This window comes from Streptomyces bluensis, from assembly GCF_014650715.1.
Taxonomy (GTDB): Bacteria; Actinomycetota; Actinomycetes; order Streptomycetales; family Streptomycetaceae; genus Streptomyces; species Streptomyces bluensis.
On sequence record NZ_BMVM01000007.1, the window covers coordinates 213,294 to 231,116 of the forward strand.

16 protein-coding genes are annotated in these 17,823 nt (G+C 71.8%); 5 read left to right on the plus strand and 11 right to left on the minus strand.

All coding sequences use genetic code 11. The annotated features are described in order from the left end of the window. Positions 1-19 precede the first annotated feature (19 nt). The 4 genes from IE262_RS19625 to IE262_RS19640 form a co-directional block, all read right to left on the minus strand. Positions 20-1,867 carry a transketolase gene (locus IE262_RS19625; protein WP_134028043.1) on the minus strand — a complete coding sequence of 616 codons (1,848 nt, stop codon included), beginning with the start codon at positions 1,865-1,867 and terminating at the stop codon, positions 20-22. Then, positions 1,864-3,300 carry an NAD(P)/FAD-dependent oxidoreductase gene (locus IE262_RS19630; RefSeq protein ID WP_189875200.1) on the minus strand — a complete coding sequence of 479 codons (1,437 nt, stop codon included), beginning with the start codon at positions 3,298-3,300 and terminating at the stop codon, positions 1,864-1,866. The genes IE262_RS19625 and IE262_RS19630 overlap by 4 nt, the downstream gene beginning before the upstream one ends. Positions 3,301-3,517: 217 nt before the next feature. Continuing rightward, positions 3,518-4,579: an SDR family oxidoreductase gene (locus tag IE262_RS19635; RefSeq protein ID WP_134028047.1), complete on the minus strand. Its 1,062-nt coding sequence runs from the start codon at positions 4,577-4,579 to the stop codon at positions 3,518-3,520. 114 nt (positions 4,580-4,693) lie between these two features. After that, entirely contained in the window at positions 4,694-5,200 is a 507-nt protein-coding gene (locus tag IE262_RS19640) for a phage holin family protein (RefSeq protein ID WP_134028049.1), read from the minus strand. 125 nt (positions 5,201-5,325) lie between these two features. On the opposite strand from IE262_RS19640, the gene IE262_RS19645 reads away from it, so the two are divergent. Then, on the plus strand, positions 5,326-5,679 hold the full coding sequence (locus IE262_RS19645) for a VOC family protein (protein WP_134028051.1): 354 nt from the start codon (positions 5,326-5,328) through the stop codon (positions 5,677-5,679). Between the two features lie 17 nt (positions 5,680-5,696). Here the strand turns inward: IE262_RS19645 and IE262_RS19650 are convergent, their stop codons facing one another. The 7 genes from IE262_RS19650 to IE262_RS19680 form a co-directional block, all read right to left on the minus strand. Next, positions 5,697-6,602 carry an arginase family protein gene (locus IE262_RS19650; protein WP_134028053.1) on the minus strand — a complete coding sequence of 302 codons (906 nt, stop codon included), beginning with the start codon at positions 6,600-6,602 and terminating at the stop codon, positions 5,697-5,699. Positions 6,603-6,628: 26 nt separating this feature from the next. Then, positions 6,629-7,189 carry a GNAT family N-acetyltransferase gene (locus tag IE262_RS19655; RefSeq protein WP_134028055.1) on the minus strand — a complete coding sequence of 187 codons (561 nt, stop codon included), beginning with the start codon at positions 7,187-7,189 and terminating at the stop codon, positions 6,629-6,631. Between the two features lie 54 nt (positions 7,190-7,243). Then, positions 7,244-9,028, minus strand: coding sequence for a CocE/NonD family hydrolase (locus IE262_RS19660; protein ID WP_229877341.1), 1,785 nt, complete (start codon positions 9,026-9,028; stop codon positions 7,244-7,246). Between the two features lie 169 nt (positions 9,029-9,197). Then, positions 9,198-10,115: a S66 peptidase family protein gene (locus IE262_RS19665; protein ID WP_373305088.1), complete on the minus strand. Its 918-nt coding sequence runs from the start codon at positions 10,113-10,115 to the stop codon at positions 9,198-9,200. Between the two features lie 77 nt (positions 10,116-10,192). Continuing rightward, on the minus strand, positions 10,193-12,196 hold the full coding sequence (locus IE262_RS19670; protein ID WP_189875206.1) for an LpqB family beta-propeller domain-containing protein: 2,004 nt from the start codon (positions 12,194-12,196) through the stop codon (positions 10,193-10,195). Positions 12,197-12,222: 26 nt separating this feature from the next. Further along, positions 12,223-13,557 (minus strand): M20/M25/M40 family metallo-hydrolase, encoded by a 1,335-nt coding sequence (locus IE262_RS19675; protein ID WP_189875208.1) that lies wholly within the window; start codon positions 13,555-13,557, stop codon positions 12,223-12,225. Beyond that, a complete protein-coding gene (locus IE262_RS19680; protein WP_134028063.1) occupies positions 13,550-14,383 on the minus strand; it encodes a M55 family metallopeptidase in 834 nt (277 codons plus the stop codon). The genes IE262_RS19675 and IE262_RS19680 overlap by 8 nt, the downstream gene beginning before the upstream one ends. A 623-nt stretch (positions 14,384-15,006) precedes the next feature. Between IE262_RS19680 and IE262_RS19685 the strand changes: the two genes are divergently transcribed. The 4 genes from IE262_RS19685 to IE262_RS19700 are packed head-to-tail and all read left to right on the plus strand — an operon-like array spanning position 15,007 to position 17,807. After that, positions 15,007-16,416 carry an ATP-binding protein gene (locus tag IE262_RS19685; protein WP_134028065.1) on the plus strand — a complete coding sequence of 470 codons (1,410 nt, stop codon included), beginning with the start codon at positions 15,007-15,009 and terminating at the stop codon, positions 16,414-16,416. 2 nt (positions 16,417-16,418) lie between these two features. Next, positions 16,419-16,832, plus strand: a complete 414-nt coding sequence (locus IE262_RS19690; protein ID WP_134028067.1) for a roadblock/LC7 domain-containing protein — start codon at positions 16,419-16,421, stop codon at positions 16,830-16,832. Further along, positions 16,829-17,209 carry a DUF742 domain-containing protein gene (locus IE262_RS19695; RefSeq protein WP_134028069.1) on the plus strand — a complete coding sequence of 127 codons (381 nt, stop codon included), beginning with the start codon at positions 16,829-16,831 and terminating at the stop codon, positions 17,207-17,209. Before IE262_RS19690 ends, IE262_RS19695 begins: the two co-directional genes overlap by 4 nt. After that, positions 17,181-17,807, plus strand: coding sequence for a GTP-binding protein (locus IE262_RS19700; RefSeq protein WP_373305084.1), 627 nt, complete (start codon positions 17,181-17,183; stop codon positions 17,805-17,807). The genes IE262_RS19695 and IE262_RS19700 overlap by 29 nt, the downstream gene beginning before the upstream one ends. Positions 17,808-17,823: the final 16 nt, after the last annotated feature.

The window sequence follows — 17,823 nt, forward strand, 5'->3', positions numbered from 1 at the left end:
TGTTGCGGATCGTGACGGGTCAGGGCACCACGGCGTGCTCCACCAGCAGCCGGGCCGCCGCCGCGATCGACTCGGCGTCGATGCCCGCGGCGTGCAGCTGCTCGGCGGGTGTGGCCGAGCCCGGCATGTTCCGCACGGCGAGCCGGACCAGGCGCGGCACCGGGCGCCCGTCCAGGAACGCGTCCGTCACCGCGTCACCGATGCCGCCCTCCGTACGGTGGTCCTCGACGGTCACCAGGCAACCGGTGCGTTCGGCGGCCTCGCGCAGGGTGCGGCGGTCGACGGGCTTGACCGAGTACAGATCGATCACCCGTACCCCGATGCCCTCGCCCTCCAGCGCCTCGGCCGCGGCGAGCGCCTCATGGACGGTGACCCCGGCCGCGACGAGAGTGAGCCGGTCGTGGTCGCCGGCCTTCAGCACCTTGCTGCCGCCGATGGGGAACTCCTCGGTCGGGCTGTAGATCACGGGGCTCGCCCCGCGGGACGTCCGCAGGTAGCGGATGCCCTCCTGGCCCGCCATCGCGCCGATCAGCTTGGCCGTCTGGTTGGCGTCGCACGGATACAGCACGGTCGAACCGTGGAGCGCCCGGAACATCGCGAGGTCCTCCAGGCCCATCTGGGAGGGCCCGTCCTGGCCGATGGCGACGCCCGCGTGCGAGCCGACGAGGTTAAGTCCGGCGCCGCTGATCGAGGCCATCCGCAGGAAGTCGTGGGCCCGGGTGAAGAACGCCGCGAACGTGGACGCGTAGGGCACCCAGCCGCGCGCCGCGAACCCGACCGCGGCGGCGACCATCTGCTGCTCGGCGATGTAGCACTCGAAGAAGCGGTCGGGGTGTTCCTTGGCGAAGAACTCGGAGCGCGTGGAGTCGCTGACCTCGCCGTCCAGGGCGACGATGTCGCCGCGGGCCGTGCCGAGGGCGGCGAGGGCGCTCCCGTAGGCGTCACGGGTCGGGACCTCGTCGCCGAGTTCGTAGCGCGGCAGGTCGAGGTGGCCCGTCCGTACGGCGTGCAGCATCCGGGCCGCGGGTGGCGGCTGGACCTCGATGTGGAGGTCCCGGACGCCGCCGAGCTCCGCGATCGCCTCCTCGGGCTCCGGCAGCGGCTTGCCGTGCAGTCCCTCGCGGTCCTGGACGGACGCGACGCCCTTGCCCTTGAGGGTGCGGGCGAGGATCACGGTGGGCTGGCCGCGGGTGGAGAGGGCCTCGCCGTACGCCCGGTCGATCGCGTCCACGTCATGGCCGTCGATCTCGATGGTGTGCCAGTCGAAGGCCCGGAAGCGGCGGGCGTACGCGGGGAGGTCGTGCCCGTGCCGGGTGGGACCGCGCTGGCCGAGCCGGTTGACGTCGACGATCGCCACGAGGTTGTCGAGGTGCTCGTACCCGGCGTGCTCGGCGGCCTCCCAGATGGAGCCCTCCGCGAGTTCGCTGTCGCCGCACAGCACCCACACCCGGTATCCGGTGCGGTCGAGCCGCTTGCCGGCCAGCGCGAGACCGACGCCGACGGGCAGCCCCTGGCCGAGCGAGCCGGTGGCGGTCTCCACCCACGGCAGGCGCCGCGGGGTCGGGTGCCCTTCGAGCCGGCTGCCGAGCTTGCGGTACGTCATCAACTCGGTCTCGCTGATGGCGCCCACCGCCTTGTACGCGGCGTACAGCAGCGGGGAGGCATGGCCCTTGGAGAGGACGAAGCGGTCGTTGGCGGAGTGCTGTGGGCGGTCGAAGTCGTAGCGGAAGTGGCGGGCGAGCAGGACGGCCATGAGATCGGCGGCCGACATGGAGGAGGTGGGGTGACCGGAGTTCGCGGCGGCCGAGGCGCGGACGCTGTCGACGCGCAACTGCTGGGCGTACTCGGTGAGCTGACGGCTCTTCATGAGTCTTTCTCCGTCTCTGACTTCTGCTCCGATGCCCGCACCGGCCCGGGCTCTTCCGGGAGTGGGGACACCTCCTGACCGGACTTCCCGGGTGCTTCCCCTTCCGGCTCACGTCCGGCGGGCCCCGGTGTTCCCGGAACCCGCGCCAGCTCCGGCGAGGACGTGTCCAGGGGCACCGACCAGGACCGTACGAGCCCCAACTGGACGCCCTGGCGCGGCAGTACGGCGTCCAGGAACCAGTCCGCGGCGACCCGGACGCGGTTGCCGGGCATGGCGGCGAGGTGGTAAGCGCGGGTGACGGCGTCGGCGAGCCGACCGGAGAGCGGGACACCGAAGGGGTTGGCCGCGGCCTTGGCACCGCCGAGGTCGACGGTGAAGCCCATGTCACGGTGGCGGTAGACGCGGCGCTCGCCCCTGCCGAGGGAGGCGAGGACGTTGTGGGCCGCGACCTTGCCCTGCCGCCAGGCGTGCTGGGCCGTCATCGGCGTGTACTGGCCCGGCTTCTCCAGGTCCGGCACGGCGGCCGCGTCCCCACAGGCGAACACGTCGGGGTGGCCGGGCACCTGGAGGTACGGGTCGACGAGCAGCCGCCCGCGCTCCAGGGGCCGCCCGATGCGCTCGACGAACGGGTCGGGCCGGACCCCGACGCACCACACGAGCGTGCGTGTGTCGATGAACTCGCCGTCGCTGAGCCGTACTCCGGTGGGCGTGGCCTCCTGCACGGACGTCTCGGTCCGTACGTCCACGCCCCGCCGGCGCAGCACCCGGTCGGCGGTGCGGGAGAGCCGCTCGTCCAGTTCGGGCAGCACGCGCGGCGCGATGTCGATCAGCATCCAGCGCGGCCGCATGCCCTCCCGCAGGGGCTGCTTGCGCACCAGCGAGTCGGTGTACAACTGCCCGTGCGCGGCGACCTCCGTGCCCGTGTAGCCCGCGCCGACGACCACGAAGGTGCATCGCGCGGCACAGCTCTTGGGGTCGTCGGACGCGGCGGCGAGTTCCATCTGCCGGGTCACGTGGTCGCGCAGGTACAGCGCCTCGGGCATCCCCCGGAAACCGTGCGCGTGTTCGGCGACGCCGGGGATGGGCAACAGCTTGTTGACGCTGCCGACGGCGAGCACGAGCCGGTCGTACGCCAGCGTGCCCCCGTCGCCCTCGGGGTCCGTGTAGTGCACGGTGCGCCCGTCGAGGTCGATGCCGTCGGCCTCGCCGAGCACCAGCCGTACGTGGGGCAGGGTACCGGCGAGGGAGACGCTGACCCGGCGTGGCTCCAGGAGTCCGGCGGCGACCTGCGGCAGCAGGGGCAGGTACAGGAAGTAGTCCGTCGGGTTGAGCAGGGTGATGTCGGCCTTGTTCCGGGTCAGCCGCGCCAGGGTGCGGGCCGCCCGGTAGCCGGCGAAGCCGGCACCGACGATCACGATGCGGGGTCGACTCACGGTTCGCCTCCTGGGAGGTCGCGTACGGGGGCCTACCGCGTCCCCCTGGGCAGGGCGCCCAAACGTCCATGGGTTTCCACCGCGGCCTCCGGGTACCCGAACCGCGGTCCCCCCGCGGGCTCTCGGCCCGGACGGTGTTCCCTCTCCTCACTGTCCGGGCCGAGCACACGGGTACGGGGAGCCAGGGCCTGTTGCGAAAGTCCCGCACCCCTGTCGCTCACCCGCACCGGCCGACCCGTCGCCGTACCGCCAGCACGGCCGCCGTGCCTCCGAGCGCTGTGCCGCCCAGCACCGCCCCCGCGCCCAGCCGCCCCCGGTTCCGGGAGAACCACTCCTCGGCGCTGTCCGCCTGGGCCTCGTCGTCGAAGCGCCCGTGCGCCCCGAAGTCCCGGCCGTGCGGCCCGTCGGCCGGGCTCCACAGGTTCCCCGGCTCGGCCTGCTCCCCCTTCTCGCGCTGCGCGTCGAACGCCGTCCGCGCCAGATACCGGTCCAGCACTCCGGGGGCGACGGCGTTGGCCAGCAGTGTCGCGACCGTGGAGCCGCCCACCCAGTACTCGCGCCGCCGCGCGTGGCCCGCCGCGTGCACGACGGCCCGCGCGGCCACCTCGGGCTGGTAGACCGGCGCGACGGGCCGGGCCCGCCCGGCCACGCGGCTCAACACCCAGTCGAACTGGGGAGTGTTGAGGGCCGGGAGCTGCACCATCGTCGTCCGCACCCCCGACCCCGCGTGCAGCAGTTCGCACCGCAACGACTCGTTGAACCCCTGGATCGCGTGCTTGGCCCCGCAGTACGCGGACTGCAGCGGGATCCCCCGGTACGCGAGCGCCGACCCGACCTGCACGATCGTCCCCCGGTCACGGGGCACCATGTGCCGCAGCGCCGCCCGGGTCCCGAACACACAGCCCAGATACGTCACCTCGGTGACCCGGCGGTACTCGTCGGGCGTGATGTCCGTGAACGGGGCGAAGACCCCGGCGAACGCGTTGTTCACCCAGACGTCGATCCGCCCGAACTCGTCGGCGACCTGCTGGGCCGCGTCCTCCACCGCCTTCGCGTCGGACACGTCGACGGTGACGACGAGCGCCTCTCCCCCGGCGCGCTCCACCTCGTCCGCGGCCGCGGCGAGCCCCTCGCGTCCCCGGGCGAGCAGGGCGACCCGGTCGCCCCGGGCGGCGAAGGCCCGTGCCGTGGCCCGGCCCACGCCGCCGCTGGCCCCGGTCACCACGACAGTCCTGCGGCTCCTCGGCAGTCGTCTCCTCAGTGGCCGGTGATTCAGCATGGTCCTGTCCCCTGTTCCGGGAGGTGGCTTCCGGTCATGTCGACGGGCCGGCTCGTCTCGAAGGGCCGGCTCATGTCCAGCGGCCGGTTCCTGCCGGACGGCCGCCGCATCCGCTCACCGCTCCCAGCGGTGCGGTGCTCCGGGGTCCGTGTCGTCCGGGCGCGGCACTCCCGTCCCAGGGGCACCGGGGCCCGGTGCACCCGGGGCTCCGGCCGTCCCGCCGACACCGCCGGGCGCGACGGGCGGCGTCGGCGGCTGGCCGGGGCCGCGCCCGCCCGGGGGCGTCACGGGGGACGTGCCGGGCGCCGTCTCGGGGGCGGGCCGGGACATGGAGGGACGCGCCGCGCTGCGCAGCGCGTACGCCGCGGCGCCCAGCAGCACCGCCGTGACCAGCGCGGCGGCCCAGCCGGGCAGGCCCAGGGCGAGCGCCAGGCCGATGGTGAGGGCGAGCGCGGCGCCCGCGTACAGGGCGACGGCGCCGGACGCCGCGTACAGCGTGGCCGTGCGCCGCTGCTTGCGGGTCTGCTGCCGCAGCTCGTCACGCACGGTCTCGCGGGCGACCTGCGCCAGCTCGTCGACCAGATCCTTGTCCAGGTGTTCCAGGTGATCCAAAGGCTTCATGAGCCGCGAGTACCCGCGCCCCACCACGCGTAACGCCGCTCGTCACCACCGGCGGATTCCGGGGAGATCCGGAGGATCCCCGGGAAACGATCTCCTGCGCGGCCCGCCCCAACTAGGCTCGGCACATGGAAATTCTGGGAGCCACGCTGCGCATCTGCGTCGACGACCTGGAGACCACGGTCCCCTTCTACGAACGGCTCGCGGGCGGCCGGGCCCTGCGCTTCGAGCGCGGTGGCGTCCAGGTGGCCGCCGTCGGCTGCTTCCTGCTGATGAGCGGTCCCGAGGCCGAGCTGGAGGTGCTCCGCAAGGTCGCCGCCACCATCGCCGTCAAGGATGTGGACGAGGCCCACCAGGTCCTCACCGACTCGGGCGCCCACGTCCTGGCAGGCCCGGTGGGGACGCCCGCGGGCCGCAATCTGATCGCGATGCACCCGGACGGCTCGATCTACGAGTACGCGGACCGTCGCGCGTCCGAGTGAGCACCGGCGCTGACGGCTCAGTCGGCCGTGCGGGAGAACGCCGCCACGATGACGTCGCTGAGCAGGGCCCCGGCCGTGCCGTCCGGGTCGAGATCGGGGTCGTAGATGGTGACGTTGAGGCCCGCACAGTGCGGTGAGGTGACCAGGGGCCGCAGCAGGGCGACGAGTTCGTCGGGCAGCAGCCCGTCCGGGTCGGGGCTGTCGACGGCGGGCATCACCGAGGGGTCCAGGACGTCGGCGTCGAGGTGCACCCAGAAGCCGTCCAGCTGGGGCACCTCGAAGCTCTGTGCGGTTGCCCGCCCGAGCTCCTCGGGACCCCGGGTGCGCAGGTCGCCCACCGTCACCGTGGGGATCTTGAGGGCGCCCAGCTCGGCCAGATCGTCCGCGAACGCGTCGCGGACGCCGAAGAGCCGTATGTCCTCGTCGCGCACGTACGGCTCGCGTCCCTCCAGGTTCGTCAGGTCGTCCTGCCCGCGCCCGGTGGCGAGGGCGAGCTCCTCCCCGCCCGCGGCACCGACCCGGTCCGAGTTCCCCGGATGCCGGAAGTCGGCGGAGGCGTCCACCGCCACCAGCCCGTACCTCCCGACGCGGCGCAGCGCCAGCGACGCGCCGAGCTGGATGGAGCAGTCGCCGCCCAGGACGACGGGCAGGTCTCCGGCGCGGACATACTGCTCGATCCGGTCGGCCAGCCTGGGGGTGTACGCGGCGATGGCCGCCGCGTTGAACACGCCGTCGCCCTCCTGCCAGTCCCCCCGGTCGTAACGCGGCGGTACGACGACCCCGCCCTCCAGTGCGCCGAGTCGGCGCACGATGCCCTGCTCGCGCAGGGCCCCAGCGAGCTTGTAGCAGCCGGGCACGGTGCCGCGGGCGGGCGGGCGCAGGCCCAGGTTGGACGGGGCGTCCACGACGACGAGGGTTCTCATGGGCGCCATCCTCACGGACGGGAGGACTACGGGGAAGACGGCCGCTTGGCGATCATCTCGGTGGTGATGGCCCACCGCTCGTGGTCCCGCCACGCGCCGTCGATGAACAGGAAGTCCGGTGAGAACCCCTCCAGCCGGAAGCCGCACCGCCGCGCGAGCGCGATGGACGCGGCGTTCCGGGGCTGCACGTTGATCTCCAGCCGGTGCAGGCCCATGGTGGTGAAGGCGTACTCGACGACGAGTCGCAGCCCCTCGGTCATGAGCCCCCGCCCCGCGGCGTGCGCGAAGGCCCCGTAGCCGAGGGCCCCGCACAGAAACGCCGCCTCGACGATGTTGCTGATGTTGATGTAGCCCGCGATGGCCCCGCCGTCCTTCTCACAGACGAGGAAACCCGCCTTCGTCGGGTCCTCGATCAGCCGCTCCGCATAGATGGCGAAGGCGGTGGGGGTGACCGGCGGGAACAGCCACGGGTGGTGCAGAGTCCTGCTCTCCCGCGCCCTGGCGGTGAACTCGGCGCGGTCGTCGTACGTGAGGTGCCGGATGCCCACGCGGGGGCCTTCGGCCAGGTAGGGAACGGTGTCGGACACCCCGCCACGGTATCCGGAGCACGCACCCGCGCGCCCGGGGGTCCCGGGCCCGCGTCAGTGCACCACCGGCAGCCGCAGCACACCCGTGTCCTCGGGCGTGCTGCTGATCGTGACCCGTTTGACGCCACGGTTGCCGACGTACGCGTCGTCGCTGCCGGCGATCACGAACCGCAGCCGGTGCCCTGCCTCGTACCGGTGCACGATGCCCGGCAGCGACACGGTGAACGGCTTCGTCACGTCCGGCACACGCACGGGTGCCACCAGTCGGCGGACGAGGGTCTGTGTGCCGTCGGGGGCGACGTCGTACAGCTTCGCGAACAGCACGAGCTTGTCCGCCGCGTTCCCGGAGCCCTGCGCACGCTCGGCCTCCGGCGATGACACCCGGAGGGTGACCCGGGGCTCGCCGACGACGTCCATGGGGGCGGTGAGGGGGCCGGTCGTCCAGGCGAGGTACGTGCCCTGTGTGTCGTACGGCGCCGGGTCGGGGAAGCCGACCAGTCCGGCGAGGGAGTTCTCGGAATGGCTCGTCGGCGTCGGCCAGTTGGTGTACGAGCGGCTCCCGGGGGCGACCCTCTTCCGGCTGTCGACGAGCGTGCCGTCTCCCGAGAGGTACAGGGTCTCGGTGAGGGCGGGGACCTGGGTCGCGGTGGCGTACGCGCGCCCCGGGTCCGTGACCCAGTCGCGGTGGTAGGCGAACGCCGGTCCCGTGTCGATCCGGCGGTGCCGCAGATGGCGGTCGAACCAGGCGAGGATGCGGCGGCCGGCGTAACTGGACTCCAGGTTGCCCTTCGCCAGGTCGAGTTCGCCGCTCGCCGGGCCGGTGAGGCCGCCGCTGTGGCCCCACGACTGCCAGATCAACTTGCTCTCGGTGCCCTGCGCCGTGAGCGTCCGGTATGTCGCCGTGGCCTCGCCCAGGTTGAAGAGGGTGTCGGCCTGGCCCTGGATCAGGAGGGTCGGTGCCTTCACCGTGCGGAGGTAGGAGACGGGGGACACGCTGCGGGTGTACGCCAGGAACTCCTTCGTCCGGTCCGCCGGATAGCTGCCCGAGTTCAGCGTCCGGAACATCTCGCAGGCCCGGCTCACGAAGTGCAGACAGCGGCGGGAGTTGAAGCGGGACGGGTCGAGGCTCGGCGCGAGCAGCGGCTGGCCCTCCCCGATGAGGTAGAAGCCGTTGGTCCACTGCCACTTGAAGGCGCCGGGCACCGCGCGGGCACCCGTGGCGTTGTTCGGGGCGACCGAGTAGGCGAGGTCGTTCCAGGTGGTCAGGGGGATGAGGGCGTCGACGCGGTGGTCGGCGGAGGCCGTCGCCAGTTGGACCGCGCCCCCGTACGACCCGCCGATCATGCCGACTCTCGGATCTCCCTCGCCGTCCTGGGTGACGAAGTCGGCCTTCGTGCCGTCGTCGGCGGCGCGCGTGCCCGCCAGGAAGTCGACGAGCCGGGACGCCGCCGCACCGTCGACGCGTGGGTCGTCGAGGGAGATCAGACAGCCGGACCGGCCGAAGCCGAGGCCGGAGTAGACGAGTCCGACGTAGCCACGCGCCGCGAACACCTTGCCGATCTCGGCGGTCGCGCGCTCCGACTTGCTGCCGCCGAAGCCGTTGGTGGCGAGCACCGCGGGTGCCGGGTGGTCGGGGTCCACGCCGGCCGGGCGGTAGAGGTCGGCGTCGACCACGCAGGTCCGGCCGCCTGCCTGGACCGTGAACCGCAGGGGGGTGACGGTGTGCGGGCCGGCCGTGGGGGCGGGCGCGGCCGCGAGGAGCGGGACGGCCAGTGCCGTGCCCAGGGCCAGGGCGAGCAAGGAACGGGGTCTGGGCGCACGGGTGCGACGACGGGACACGAGGACCTCCACGCAGAGGGCAACCCGACTACCGGCCGATAAGTGACGGGCGGTGTCATGGTGTGATATGTGCCGGGAAGGGTCAATCACCCTGTAGTGGTGTTTCTTGACGGGTATTCAGCGAACGACGCGCTTCCGTGAAGGCCGTTCCGTCCCCGGCACCCCGGGCTCACGCCAGCGCCGGCACGTCCAGTGTCAGTGTGCCCGCGTCCGCGTCCAGCTCGGCCGTCACTCCGAACGGGATCGTCAGTGCTCCCTCGCCGTGCCCGAACCCGAACTCCTCCACGACCGGCACTCCGAGCGCCCCGAGCCGGTCGGTGAGCAGCGCACGCACCTCGTCGTACGGGGCGCACTCGGCCCAGGAGCCGAGCAGGATCCCCGAGACGCCGTCGAGCCAGCCCGCGCGCAGGAGCTGGGTGAGGTAGCGGTCGAGGCGGTACGTCTCCTCGCCGACGTCCTCCAGGCAGAGCAGTCCGCCGCGCGCGGAGGCGCGGCCGTGCCGGTTGCCCAGCTCGGACGCGAGCAGGCTCAGGCAGCCCCCGAGCAGGACGCCCCGGGCCCGGCCGGGTACCAGCGGGGTCGCCTGGGCGGGGGCGATGGTCCGAACCGTCTCCGGTTCGAAGAGCGTGGCCCGCAGATGCTCCTGGGCAGTCGCGTTCTTGAGGAAGTCGACACCCGCCGCCATCGGTCCGTGCAGCGTGACCAGTCCGGCCCGGGTCGCGAACGCCTCGTGCAGGGCGGTGATGTCGCTGAACCCGACGAACACCTTGGGGCCCGCCGCGCGTATCGCGTCCCAGTCGAGCAGGTCGACCATGCGCTGCACCCCGTAGCCGCCGCGGGCGCACAGCACGGCGTCCACGGACGGATCGCACCAGGCGGCCTGGAGGTCGGCGGCCCGGTCGGCGTCCGTGCCCGCGAGGTAGTCGAACGCGGGGTGCCGGTCGAGGACATGGGGTGCCACGACGGGTTCCAGGTCCCAGCCGCGCAGGAGGTCGAGTCCGGTGCTCAGCCTCCCCCACTCTCGGCTTCGCTCGAGCGGGGGGACCCCCATCTCGGGTACGGGGCCGCTGGGCGCGACGATCGCCACCCGGGCTCCGGGGGCGAGACGGGCGGGCCGGGTCAGCGGGGCCGGAGAGGGCGGCGGAACCGGTCTGGTCGGTGCGGTCACTTGGCGAGCTCCAGGGTCGGGATGCCGGGTGGGTTCAGGCCGAAGACCTGTGCGTACAGAGAGAGTTCGGACTCCAGTACCCGCACCATCGTGGTGGCCCGCCGGAATCCGTGGCCCTCGCCCTCGAACGCGATGTAGGCGTGCGGGACCCGCTGTCCCTCCAGCCTCGCCAGGAACCGCTCGCACTGCGCGGGCGGGCAGATCACGTCGTCGAGTCCCTGGAGGAGGAGGAACGGGGTGGTGACCCGCTCGGCGTGCTCGGCGGGCGAGCGCTCCGCGTACCGTCCGGGCACCTCGGCGAGCGGGCCGACCAGGGTCTCCAGGTACTGCGACTCGAAGTCGTGGGTCTCCCCCGAGCCCCACCCCGCGAGGTCGAGGATCGGGTACAGGATCGTGCCGCAGGCGTAGACGTCGGTCGTGGTGAGGGACGCCGCCGTGGTCCAGCCGCCGGCGCTGCCGCCCCGGATGGCGAGCCGGTCGCGGTCGGCGGTGCCCTCGTCGGCGAGCGCGCGGGCGACGGCCGCGCAGTCCTCGACGTCGACGACGCCCCACTGCTCGCGCAGCCGGTCGCGGTAGGCCCGCCCGTACCCGGTGGACCCGCCGTAGTTGACCTCGGCCACGCCGATGCCGCGTGAGGTGAAGTAGGCGATCGCCAGGTCCAGGACGAGCGGCGCCCGGCTGGTGGGGCCGCCGTGGGCCCAGACCACGTAGGGCGGCAGTTCGTCGCCGGGGGCCACGTGGTCCGGGTGGTGGGGTGGGTAGACGTGCGCGTGGATCTCACGTCCGGCGGGGCCGTGGAAGGTGCGGATCTGGGGCTCCGGGTAGTACGCCGGGTCCACCGGGTCGTCCTGGGCGGCACCGATCACGCGCGCCCGGCCCAGGGCCGAGCTCGGTGAAGCGTGGGGGACGGTGTCCAGCTCGACCACCTCGTACGCGCTGCGGGGGCTCGCCCCGATGCTCACGACGCGGCCGCCGTGCACGGCGAGCGTCGGTGCGTACTCGGTCCAGGGGCCGGCCGCGTCGACGACCTCGCCGGTCTCCGGGTCGAGGATCCCGAGCGCGGTGGCGCCCCGTCCGTGCACGACGGCGATCAGTCCGCTCTCCAGGGGCGCGAACCAGCGCGACCCGATCTTCCACAGCGGCCCGCCGAACTCCTCGTCCCGCGGGCAGAGGGCGCGCTCCCGGCCGTCCGGCCCCACCCCGTACAGGTTCCACCAGCCCGTGCGGTCGCTGGAGTACACGAGTGTGCCGTCGGCGGCCCAGTCGGCCTGGGCGATGGATTCCTCCGGGCCGCCGGCCGCGGTCCGCGGTTCCGCGAGCGTGCCGTCGTCGGTCACGTCGGCGACGACCAGCTCCGTGCCGTCCCAGGGCATGCGCGGGTGGTCCCAGGCGAGCCAGGCCGCGCGCCGCCCGTCGGGGGAGACGCGGGGGCCCGTGACGAAGCGGTGCCGCTCGTCGGTCAGTTCCCGTACGGCGTCGCGGTCCTGGGCCCCGGAGCCGTCCAGGGGCACGGCGGCGAGGACACGCCGTACGTCCGTCGGTCCGTCGCCGGTGAACTCCTCCAGGACGCACCACACCTCGTCCCGGTCCGGCCGCAGCTGCGGGTCCACCCACCGCAGGCCGCCGCCCACGGGGGACAGCGGCGTGAGGGGCTGCGGGTCGCCGTCCGCCTGATACCGGTAGAGCCGCTGGTCGGCGAAGTTCACGAACACCACGAGGGGCTCGCCGTCCCGTACGGTTCCGGTCCACGGCTGTCCGCCGTACTCGATGACCCGGCTGCGCACGTTCCACGGGGCGGGCAGCAGCGACTCCTCTCTGCCGTCGGCTCCCCGCCGGACCAGGGTGCGCCGGCCGCCCTCGGTGGGCCGTGGCTCGGTCCACCAGACCTCCTCACCGACGAAGCCCACGAACTCGGCATGGCCGTCGTGCGCGGCGGCGAGCGTCGCGTCGATCGGCGAGGGCCACGAACCGTACGGCAGCGTCTGCACCTGAACCCCCATTTCCCTTCTCGTCCCCTAGGCCCTGCCTAGGCCGTCCGCAGGAAGCGGTCCAGGACATGTACCCCGAAGTGCAGTGCCTCGACCGGTACGCGCTCGTCGACCCCGTGGAAGAGTGCCCCGTAGTCGTAGCCCTCCGGCAGCTTCAGCGGCGAGAACCCGTAGCCGGTGATGCCGAGGCGTGAGAACTGTTTGGCGTCCGTGCCGCCCGACATGCAGAACGGCACCACGTGGCCCTCGGGCGCGAACTCCTCGACGGCGGCCCGCATCCGTGCGAACGTCACCGATTCCACGGGCGACTGGAGGGCCACCTCGCGGTGGTGGAACTCCCAGTCCACGTCGGGTCCGGTGAGCCGGTCGAGGGTCGTACGGAACTCGTCCTCGCCGCCGGGCAGATACCGGCCGTCCACGTAACCGACGGCCTCACCGGGGATCACGTTGACCTTGTACCCGGCGTGCAGCATGGTCGGGTTGGCGCTGTTGCGGACGGTCGGCTCGACCAACGCGGCGGCCGGCCCGAGCTTGCCGAGGAGCACGTCCACAGCGTCGGGGTCGTCGAGGTCGGGCTCGATCCCGTACAGGGCGGCCAGTTCGGTGAGGGCGGCGCGCACGGTCGGGGTGAGCCGGACGGGCCACTCGTGGGCGCCGATGCGTGCGACGGCCTCGGCCAGCCGGGTGACCGCGTTGGCGCGGTTCACCTTGGAGCCGTGGCCCGCCCGCCCGTGCGCGGTGAGCTTCAGCCAGCCGGTGCCGCGCTCGCCCGCCGCGATGGGGTAGATCTGCCGTCCGGAGCCGTCGTGGAAGGTGAACGCACCCGACTCGCTGATGCCCTCGGTGCAGCCCTCGAACAGCCCGGCGTGCTCGTCGGCGAGGAACCCGGAGCCGTCCTCGGCGCTCGCCTCCTCGTCGGCGGTGAAGGCGATGACGAGATCACGCCGGGGCCGCACCCCGAGCCGTGCCCAGGCGCGCACGACCGCGAGGATCATCGCGTCCATGTTCTTCATGTCGACCGCGCCCCGCCCCCAGACGACGCCGTCGCGGATCTCCCCGGAGAACGGGTGCACGCTCCAGTCCTCCGCCTGGGCCGGCACCACGTCCAGGTGACCGTGGACGAGCAGCGCGTCGGCGGACGGGTCGGTGCCCTCGATCCGTGCGACGACGTTGGTGCGGCCCTTGGTGCGCTCCAGCAGGGTGGGCTCCAGACCGGCCCCGGCGAGTTGCTCGGCGGCGTACTCGGCGGCCGGGCGCTCCTGGCAGTCCCCGCCGCCGTGGTTGGTGGTGTCGATCCGGATGAGGTCGGAGGTGAACCGCACGACCTCGTCGAGCGCCTCCTCGTCGACGTGCCCTCGCGCGCTGTCAGCCATACTGCTCCTCCACCGCGGCCGAAACGATCGTGGTGACCGCCTTGAACGTGCGAATACCCTCGTACATGGTCGCGCTGGTGTAGGCGACCTTCCGTTCCCCGACGCGGTCCACGCCCGGCACGACGGTGGCCGCCATCGCCAGGTGTTCCGCGTCGAACTCCAGCGCCACGGTGAAGGGCCCGCCCTCGACCGGCTGGTGCCGCACCGCCAGCGACGCCGCCTCCTTGGCCGCCGCTCGGATGTCCGCGGCCGTTCTGGCCGGTGTCCGGCACACCGCCGCGTACCGCGACACATGGTCCTTGACCGCGACCTTGAGCGCCCCGGGCGCGTACCCGAGGGCGTCCTCGCAGGCCACGTCGTCGCCGGTGACGAGGACGACCGGGACGCCGTACTCGGCGACGACATGCGCGTTCAGCAGGCCCTCGCTCGCGCGTACGTCGTTGATCCACACCCCGGTGATGGAGTTCGCGAGGTAGGTGTGGGCCAGGACGCCCTCCATGCCGGCGCCCGCGTGGTAGCCGACGAACGCGATGCCGTCCACGTCCCCGTGCTGCACGCCTTCGACCATGGACAGGGACTTGTGGCGTCCGGTGAGCATCTGGGCGCGCTCGTCGAGCCGCTCAAGGAGCAGGTTGCGCATGGACCAGTGCGCTTCGTTGATCAGCACCTCGTCGGCTCCGCCGTCGAAGAAGCCGAGCACCGCCGCGTTCACGTCCGAGGTGAACATCGACCGGCACCGCTCCCACTGCGGTGTCCCCGGCAGCACGTCAGCCGGCCAGGTCACGCCGGTGGCGCCCTCCATGTCGGCGCTGATGAGGATCTTCATACTGCTTCACGTTACGCGTCGGCGGGGGAACTTCCTACGAGGCGGGGATCAGGCCACGCCGCCGCCCGTCGCCGTGGTCACCGATCGTAGCGAGGATGTCCACAAGAAGTCCGGATGATCTCGTTTCTCCCTGTGTGATCCCAACGCCTTCCCGAGGCTCGCTTTGCAGGTCAACTCCCGTAAGATGGGCGCCGCTTCGGCGTAAGACATCGCCGAGACGCGGCAGGACTTGATGGCGGTCAGCACCCTGCGTTCGCCGCCTGTCCGTAATGGAGTCCTGATCGACGGTGACTGAAAGTAGGACCGGCCCGGCGGCCGTGTCAGAGGCCAACGGTTGTGAGGCGTTTGAAGGCCCCGTGATGTGTGACGGCCAACGACTTCCTTCCTTTCGGGCCTTGCGCCGGACCGTCCCGGCCGGCAGGCGGTTCGCCGCATCGCAGCGCGTCGGCTCGGCTCGGCTCGGCTCTCCGGTACCGCTCGGCTCCCACCGCCGCACGGGCGGCGCACTGCCGTCGATGTCAGAAGACGTGCACCTTTTTCCCTCAATTCCCTCAATTCCCTCAATCCCCTAGGACCCCTTTTCCGTGACCTCTCTCTCAGAACCCGCACTTGCGCTCGGCGCCGTGACTGTCGTCATCGCTGTCGTCGCACTGCTGCTGGCGCTCTTGTGCCGCAAACACGTGCGCCGCGGCAGGAAAATGGAAGCAGCCCTGAAGAGCTCCGAGGCGCGCAGGCTCGGCATGGAAGCCGCCGTGAGGAGCTCTGAGGCGCGTGTGCAATCCGCCGAGGCGGGCAGGCTCGGCGCTGAATCGCGTGCGGATGACGTGGAAGCTCGTGCGGGGAGGTTCCGCGACGAGGTGAGTCATCTCGTCGCCGTTCGGCTTCCGGCCCTCGCGCTTCATCTGATCAGCTCTCACCACCCCGTTCCCGGACTGCTGCACAAGGATGCGGCGGAGCCCGAGGACGTGGAGCTTCTCGACTCCGTACTCACGTTGGTGTCGGGGATCGTCGTGAAGGAGCGTCGCCGCGTGGACGCTGCCGCCCGCGCCGCCCTGCGCGGCGCGAGCCAGGACTCGCAGGCTCTGTCCTACCGTCTGCAGACGGAACTCGACGCCCTGCAGAAGGAGTTCACCGGGTCTCGGAGCCTGACGCACAAGGTACTCACCGCCGACCACCTCAATGAGCAGAATCTGCGGCTCATCCAGCGGACCGCCATCGTGTGCGGGGCGTGGCCGGGGCACGTACGCAAGGACACCTACGTGACCGAGATCGTCACGGGTGCCTCTTCCCGGCTGCGCGGCTTCGAGCGCGTCAAGATCAACTCTCGGCTCGGAGCCTCCGACATCGGGATCGTCGGGCGGGCCGCCGAACCCGTCGCCGTGGCCTGCACGGAACTCATGGCCAACGCGCTGGAGCACTCCCGTGACGACCTCGCGGTGGATGTCAGTCTGATCAAGACCGGGAACGGCAGTGTCTGCATCACGATCGATGACGCGGGCAAGGGCATGACCCCGGAAGCAGTCGCCCGGGGTGCCCGCCTGATATCGGCCGAACAGCAAGAAGTGATGCTCACCGAGCTCGGCGACCCGCCCTCCCAGGGTTTCGCCGCCATCGGCCGCCTCGTCGCCGATCATGGCTTCCATGTGTCCATCGATAACCCGTCTCCCTATGGCGGGGTGCGCGCTGTGGTGACCATCCCCCCGAACCTCCTGACCTCGATCGACGAAGAAGCCGCGCCGCCTTCTGTGATGGCTCCCCAGCCCCCCATGGCGCCCAGGGCCGAGATGCGGCCCACCCCGGACGCCGACGCCGCCGATGACGCGGCGGGTGCCTCGCGCCCGCGCACTCCCGCGCCGGGCACGGCGGCGGAACTGCCGCAGCGTCGCCGCCGGGTGCACGCCGCGCCGACCGGCGAAGTCGCCGCTCCCACGCACCGTGCCCCGGATCCTGAGCGGTCCCGCGACGCCTGGAGTGACTTCCAGAAGGGCCTCGAAAGCGGCCAGAACGGTACTGATTTGGAGGAAACGCAGTGACCATGCCCGACCGTGACAACGAGACCTGGTACTTGACTCCCATCACCGAGATCCCCGGTGTCCGTCATGCCCTGATCATGACCCTCGACGGGATGGTCCAGGCCAGGTCCGAGGACCTCCCTAAGGACGCGGCGGACGGTATAGCCGCGATGACCTCCTCCCTGCACGCCGCTTCTCGCGCTGCTTCCATCCCGGCGCTGGAGGCCCCGGCGGACAGCCCCATTGAGACCGTCACGGTGAAGATGGCGGCGGGCACGTACATGGTGATGCCGGCCGGCGCCAACACCTTGATCGCGGCCGCGGGTGACGACTCGATGCCCATGGGGGTGGTCGCCCACACCATGGCCCGCCAGGCGATGAAGCTCGGGGAGCAGTTCATGTCCGTCTCCGCGCGCGTCAACGACGGTGCGTCATGAGCCGCGACAAGCATCAGCGGCGACTGCTCCCGGCGTATCTGGCGACCGGCAGCGGTACCGCTTCGTTGCCCAGCACTCTCGATACGCTGACGGCCCTGCGTGCCAGCGGCCGTCCGCTCGCGTCGTACCACACACCGGTGCACGGGCGCGTCGTCGAGCTGGTGACCGACGGTTCTCTCACCGCGGTCGAGATAGCCGGCTACCTCGGCCTCCCCGTCAGTGTCTGCCTGATGCTCGCCGAGCAACTCGTCGGTGACGGCCTGTTAAACGCCAGCGTGCCCACCCCTGATGCTCTCGCCCCCTCGCGCGCCGGCAGGCCGTCGAGGCAACTCATGGAAGAGGTGCTGAGTGGACTCCAAGCCCTCCGTGTCGCCTGACCTGCGTCCCGCGTACCTGCCCGAGAGGGAACACCAGAGGGTCAAGATCCTTGTCGCCGGTCCCATGGGCGTGGGCAAGACGACCGCGATCAGGACGCTGTCACAGATCCCCACGCTGCACACCGAAGAAGTCATGACGGACGCGGCGGTCGGAACCGACGATCTCAGCCTCGCGGGCCTGCGGGACAAGAAGACCACCACGGTCGGCATCGACTTCGGCCGACTGACGCTCCCGGGCGACCGGATCGTCCTGTATCTGCACGGAACTCCGGGGCAGCGGCGGTTCCTTCCCCTGTGGGAGGGGATCGCTTTCGGGGCTCTCGGTGCGCTCGTCCTGGCCGACACCCGGCGCCTGGACGAGTCCTTCGAGGTGATGGATCTCATCGAAGAGCGCGGTTTGCCGTACGCCGTGGCGGTCAATATCTTCCCTGACTCGCCCGACTACGACTTGGAGATCGTTCGCTCGAAGCTGGACCTGCACCCGGACACCCCGCTGGTCACCTGTGATGCCCGAGAGATGAACAGCAGTCTCAACGCGCTCATCGAACTGACCGCCCATTCCATATCTTCTGTCGGCGTCGGAGTCGGAGCCTCGTGAGCATCACACCACCAGC

Excerpts from the sequence above, each read along its gene's own strand:
- IE262_RS19675 (WP_189875208.1), bottom strand. The coding sequence starts at position 13,557 with ATGGCTGACAGCGCGCGAGGGCACGTCGACGAGGAGGCGCTCGACGAG.
- IE262_RS19690 (WP_134028067.1), top strand. The coding sequence starts at position 16,419 with ATGCCCGACCGTGACAACGAGACCTGGTACTTGACTCCCATCACCGAG.
- IE262_RS19670 (WP_189875206.1), bottom strand. The coding sequence starts at position 12,196 with ATGGGGGTTCAGGTGCAGACGCTGCCGTACGGTTCGTGGCCCTCGCCG.
- IE262_RS19650 (WP_134028053.1), bottom strand. The coding sequence starts at position 6,602 with ATGAGAACCCTCGTCGTCGTGGACGCCCCGTCCAACCTGGGCCTGCGC.
- IE262_RS19645 (WP_134028051.1), top strand. The coding sequence starts at position 5,326 with ATGGAAATTCTGGGAGCCACGCTGCGCATCTGCGTCGACGACCTGGAG.
- IE262_RS19680 (WP_134028063.1), bottom strand. The coding sequence starts at position 14,383 with ATGAAGATCCTCATCAGCGCCGACATGGAGGGCGCCACCGGCGTGACC.
- IE262_RS19625 (WP_134028043.1), bottom strand. The coding sequence starts at position 1,867 with ATGAAGAGCCGTCAGCTCACCGAGTACGCCCAGCAGTTGCGCGTCGAC.
- IE262_RS19635 (WP_134028047.1), bottom strand. The coding sequence starts at position 4,579 with ATGCTGAATCACCGGCCACTGAGGAGACGACTGCCGAGGAGCCGCAGG.
- IE262_RS19640 (WP_134028049.1), bottom strand. The coding sequence starts at position 5,200 with ATGAAGCCTTTGGATCACCTGGAACACCTGGACAAGGATCTGGTCGAC.
- IE262_RS19695 (WP_134028069.1), top strand. The coding sequence starts at position 16,829 with ATGAGCCGCGACAAGCATCAGCGGCGACTGCTCCCGGCGTATCTGGCG.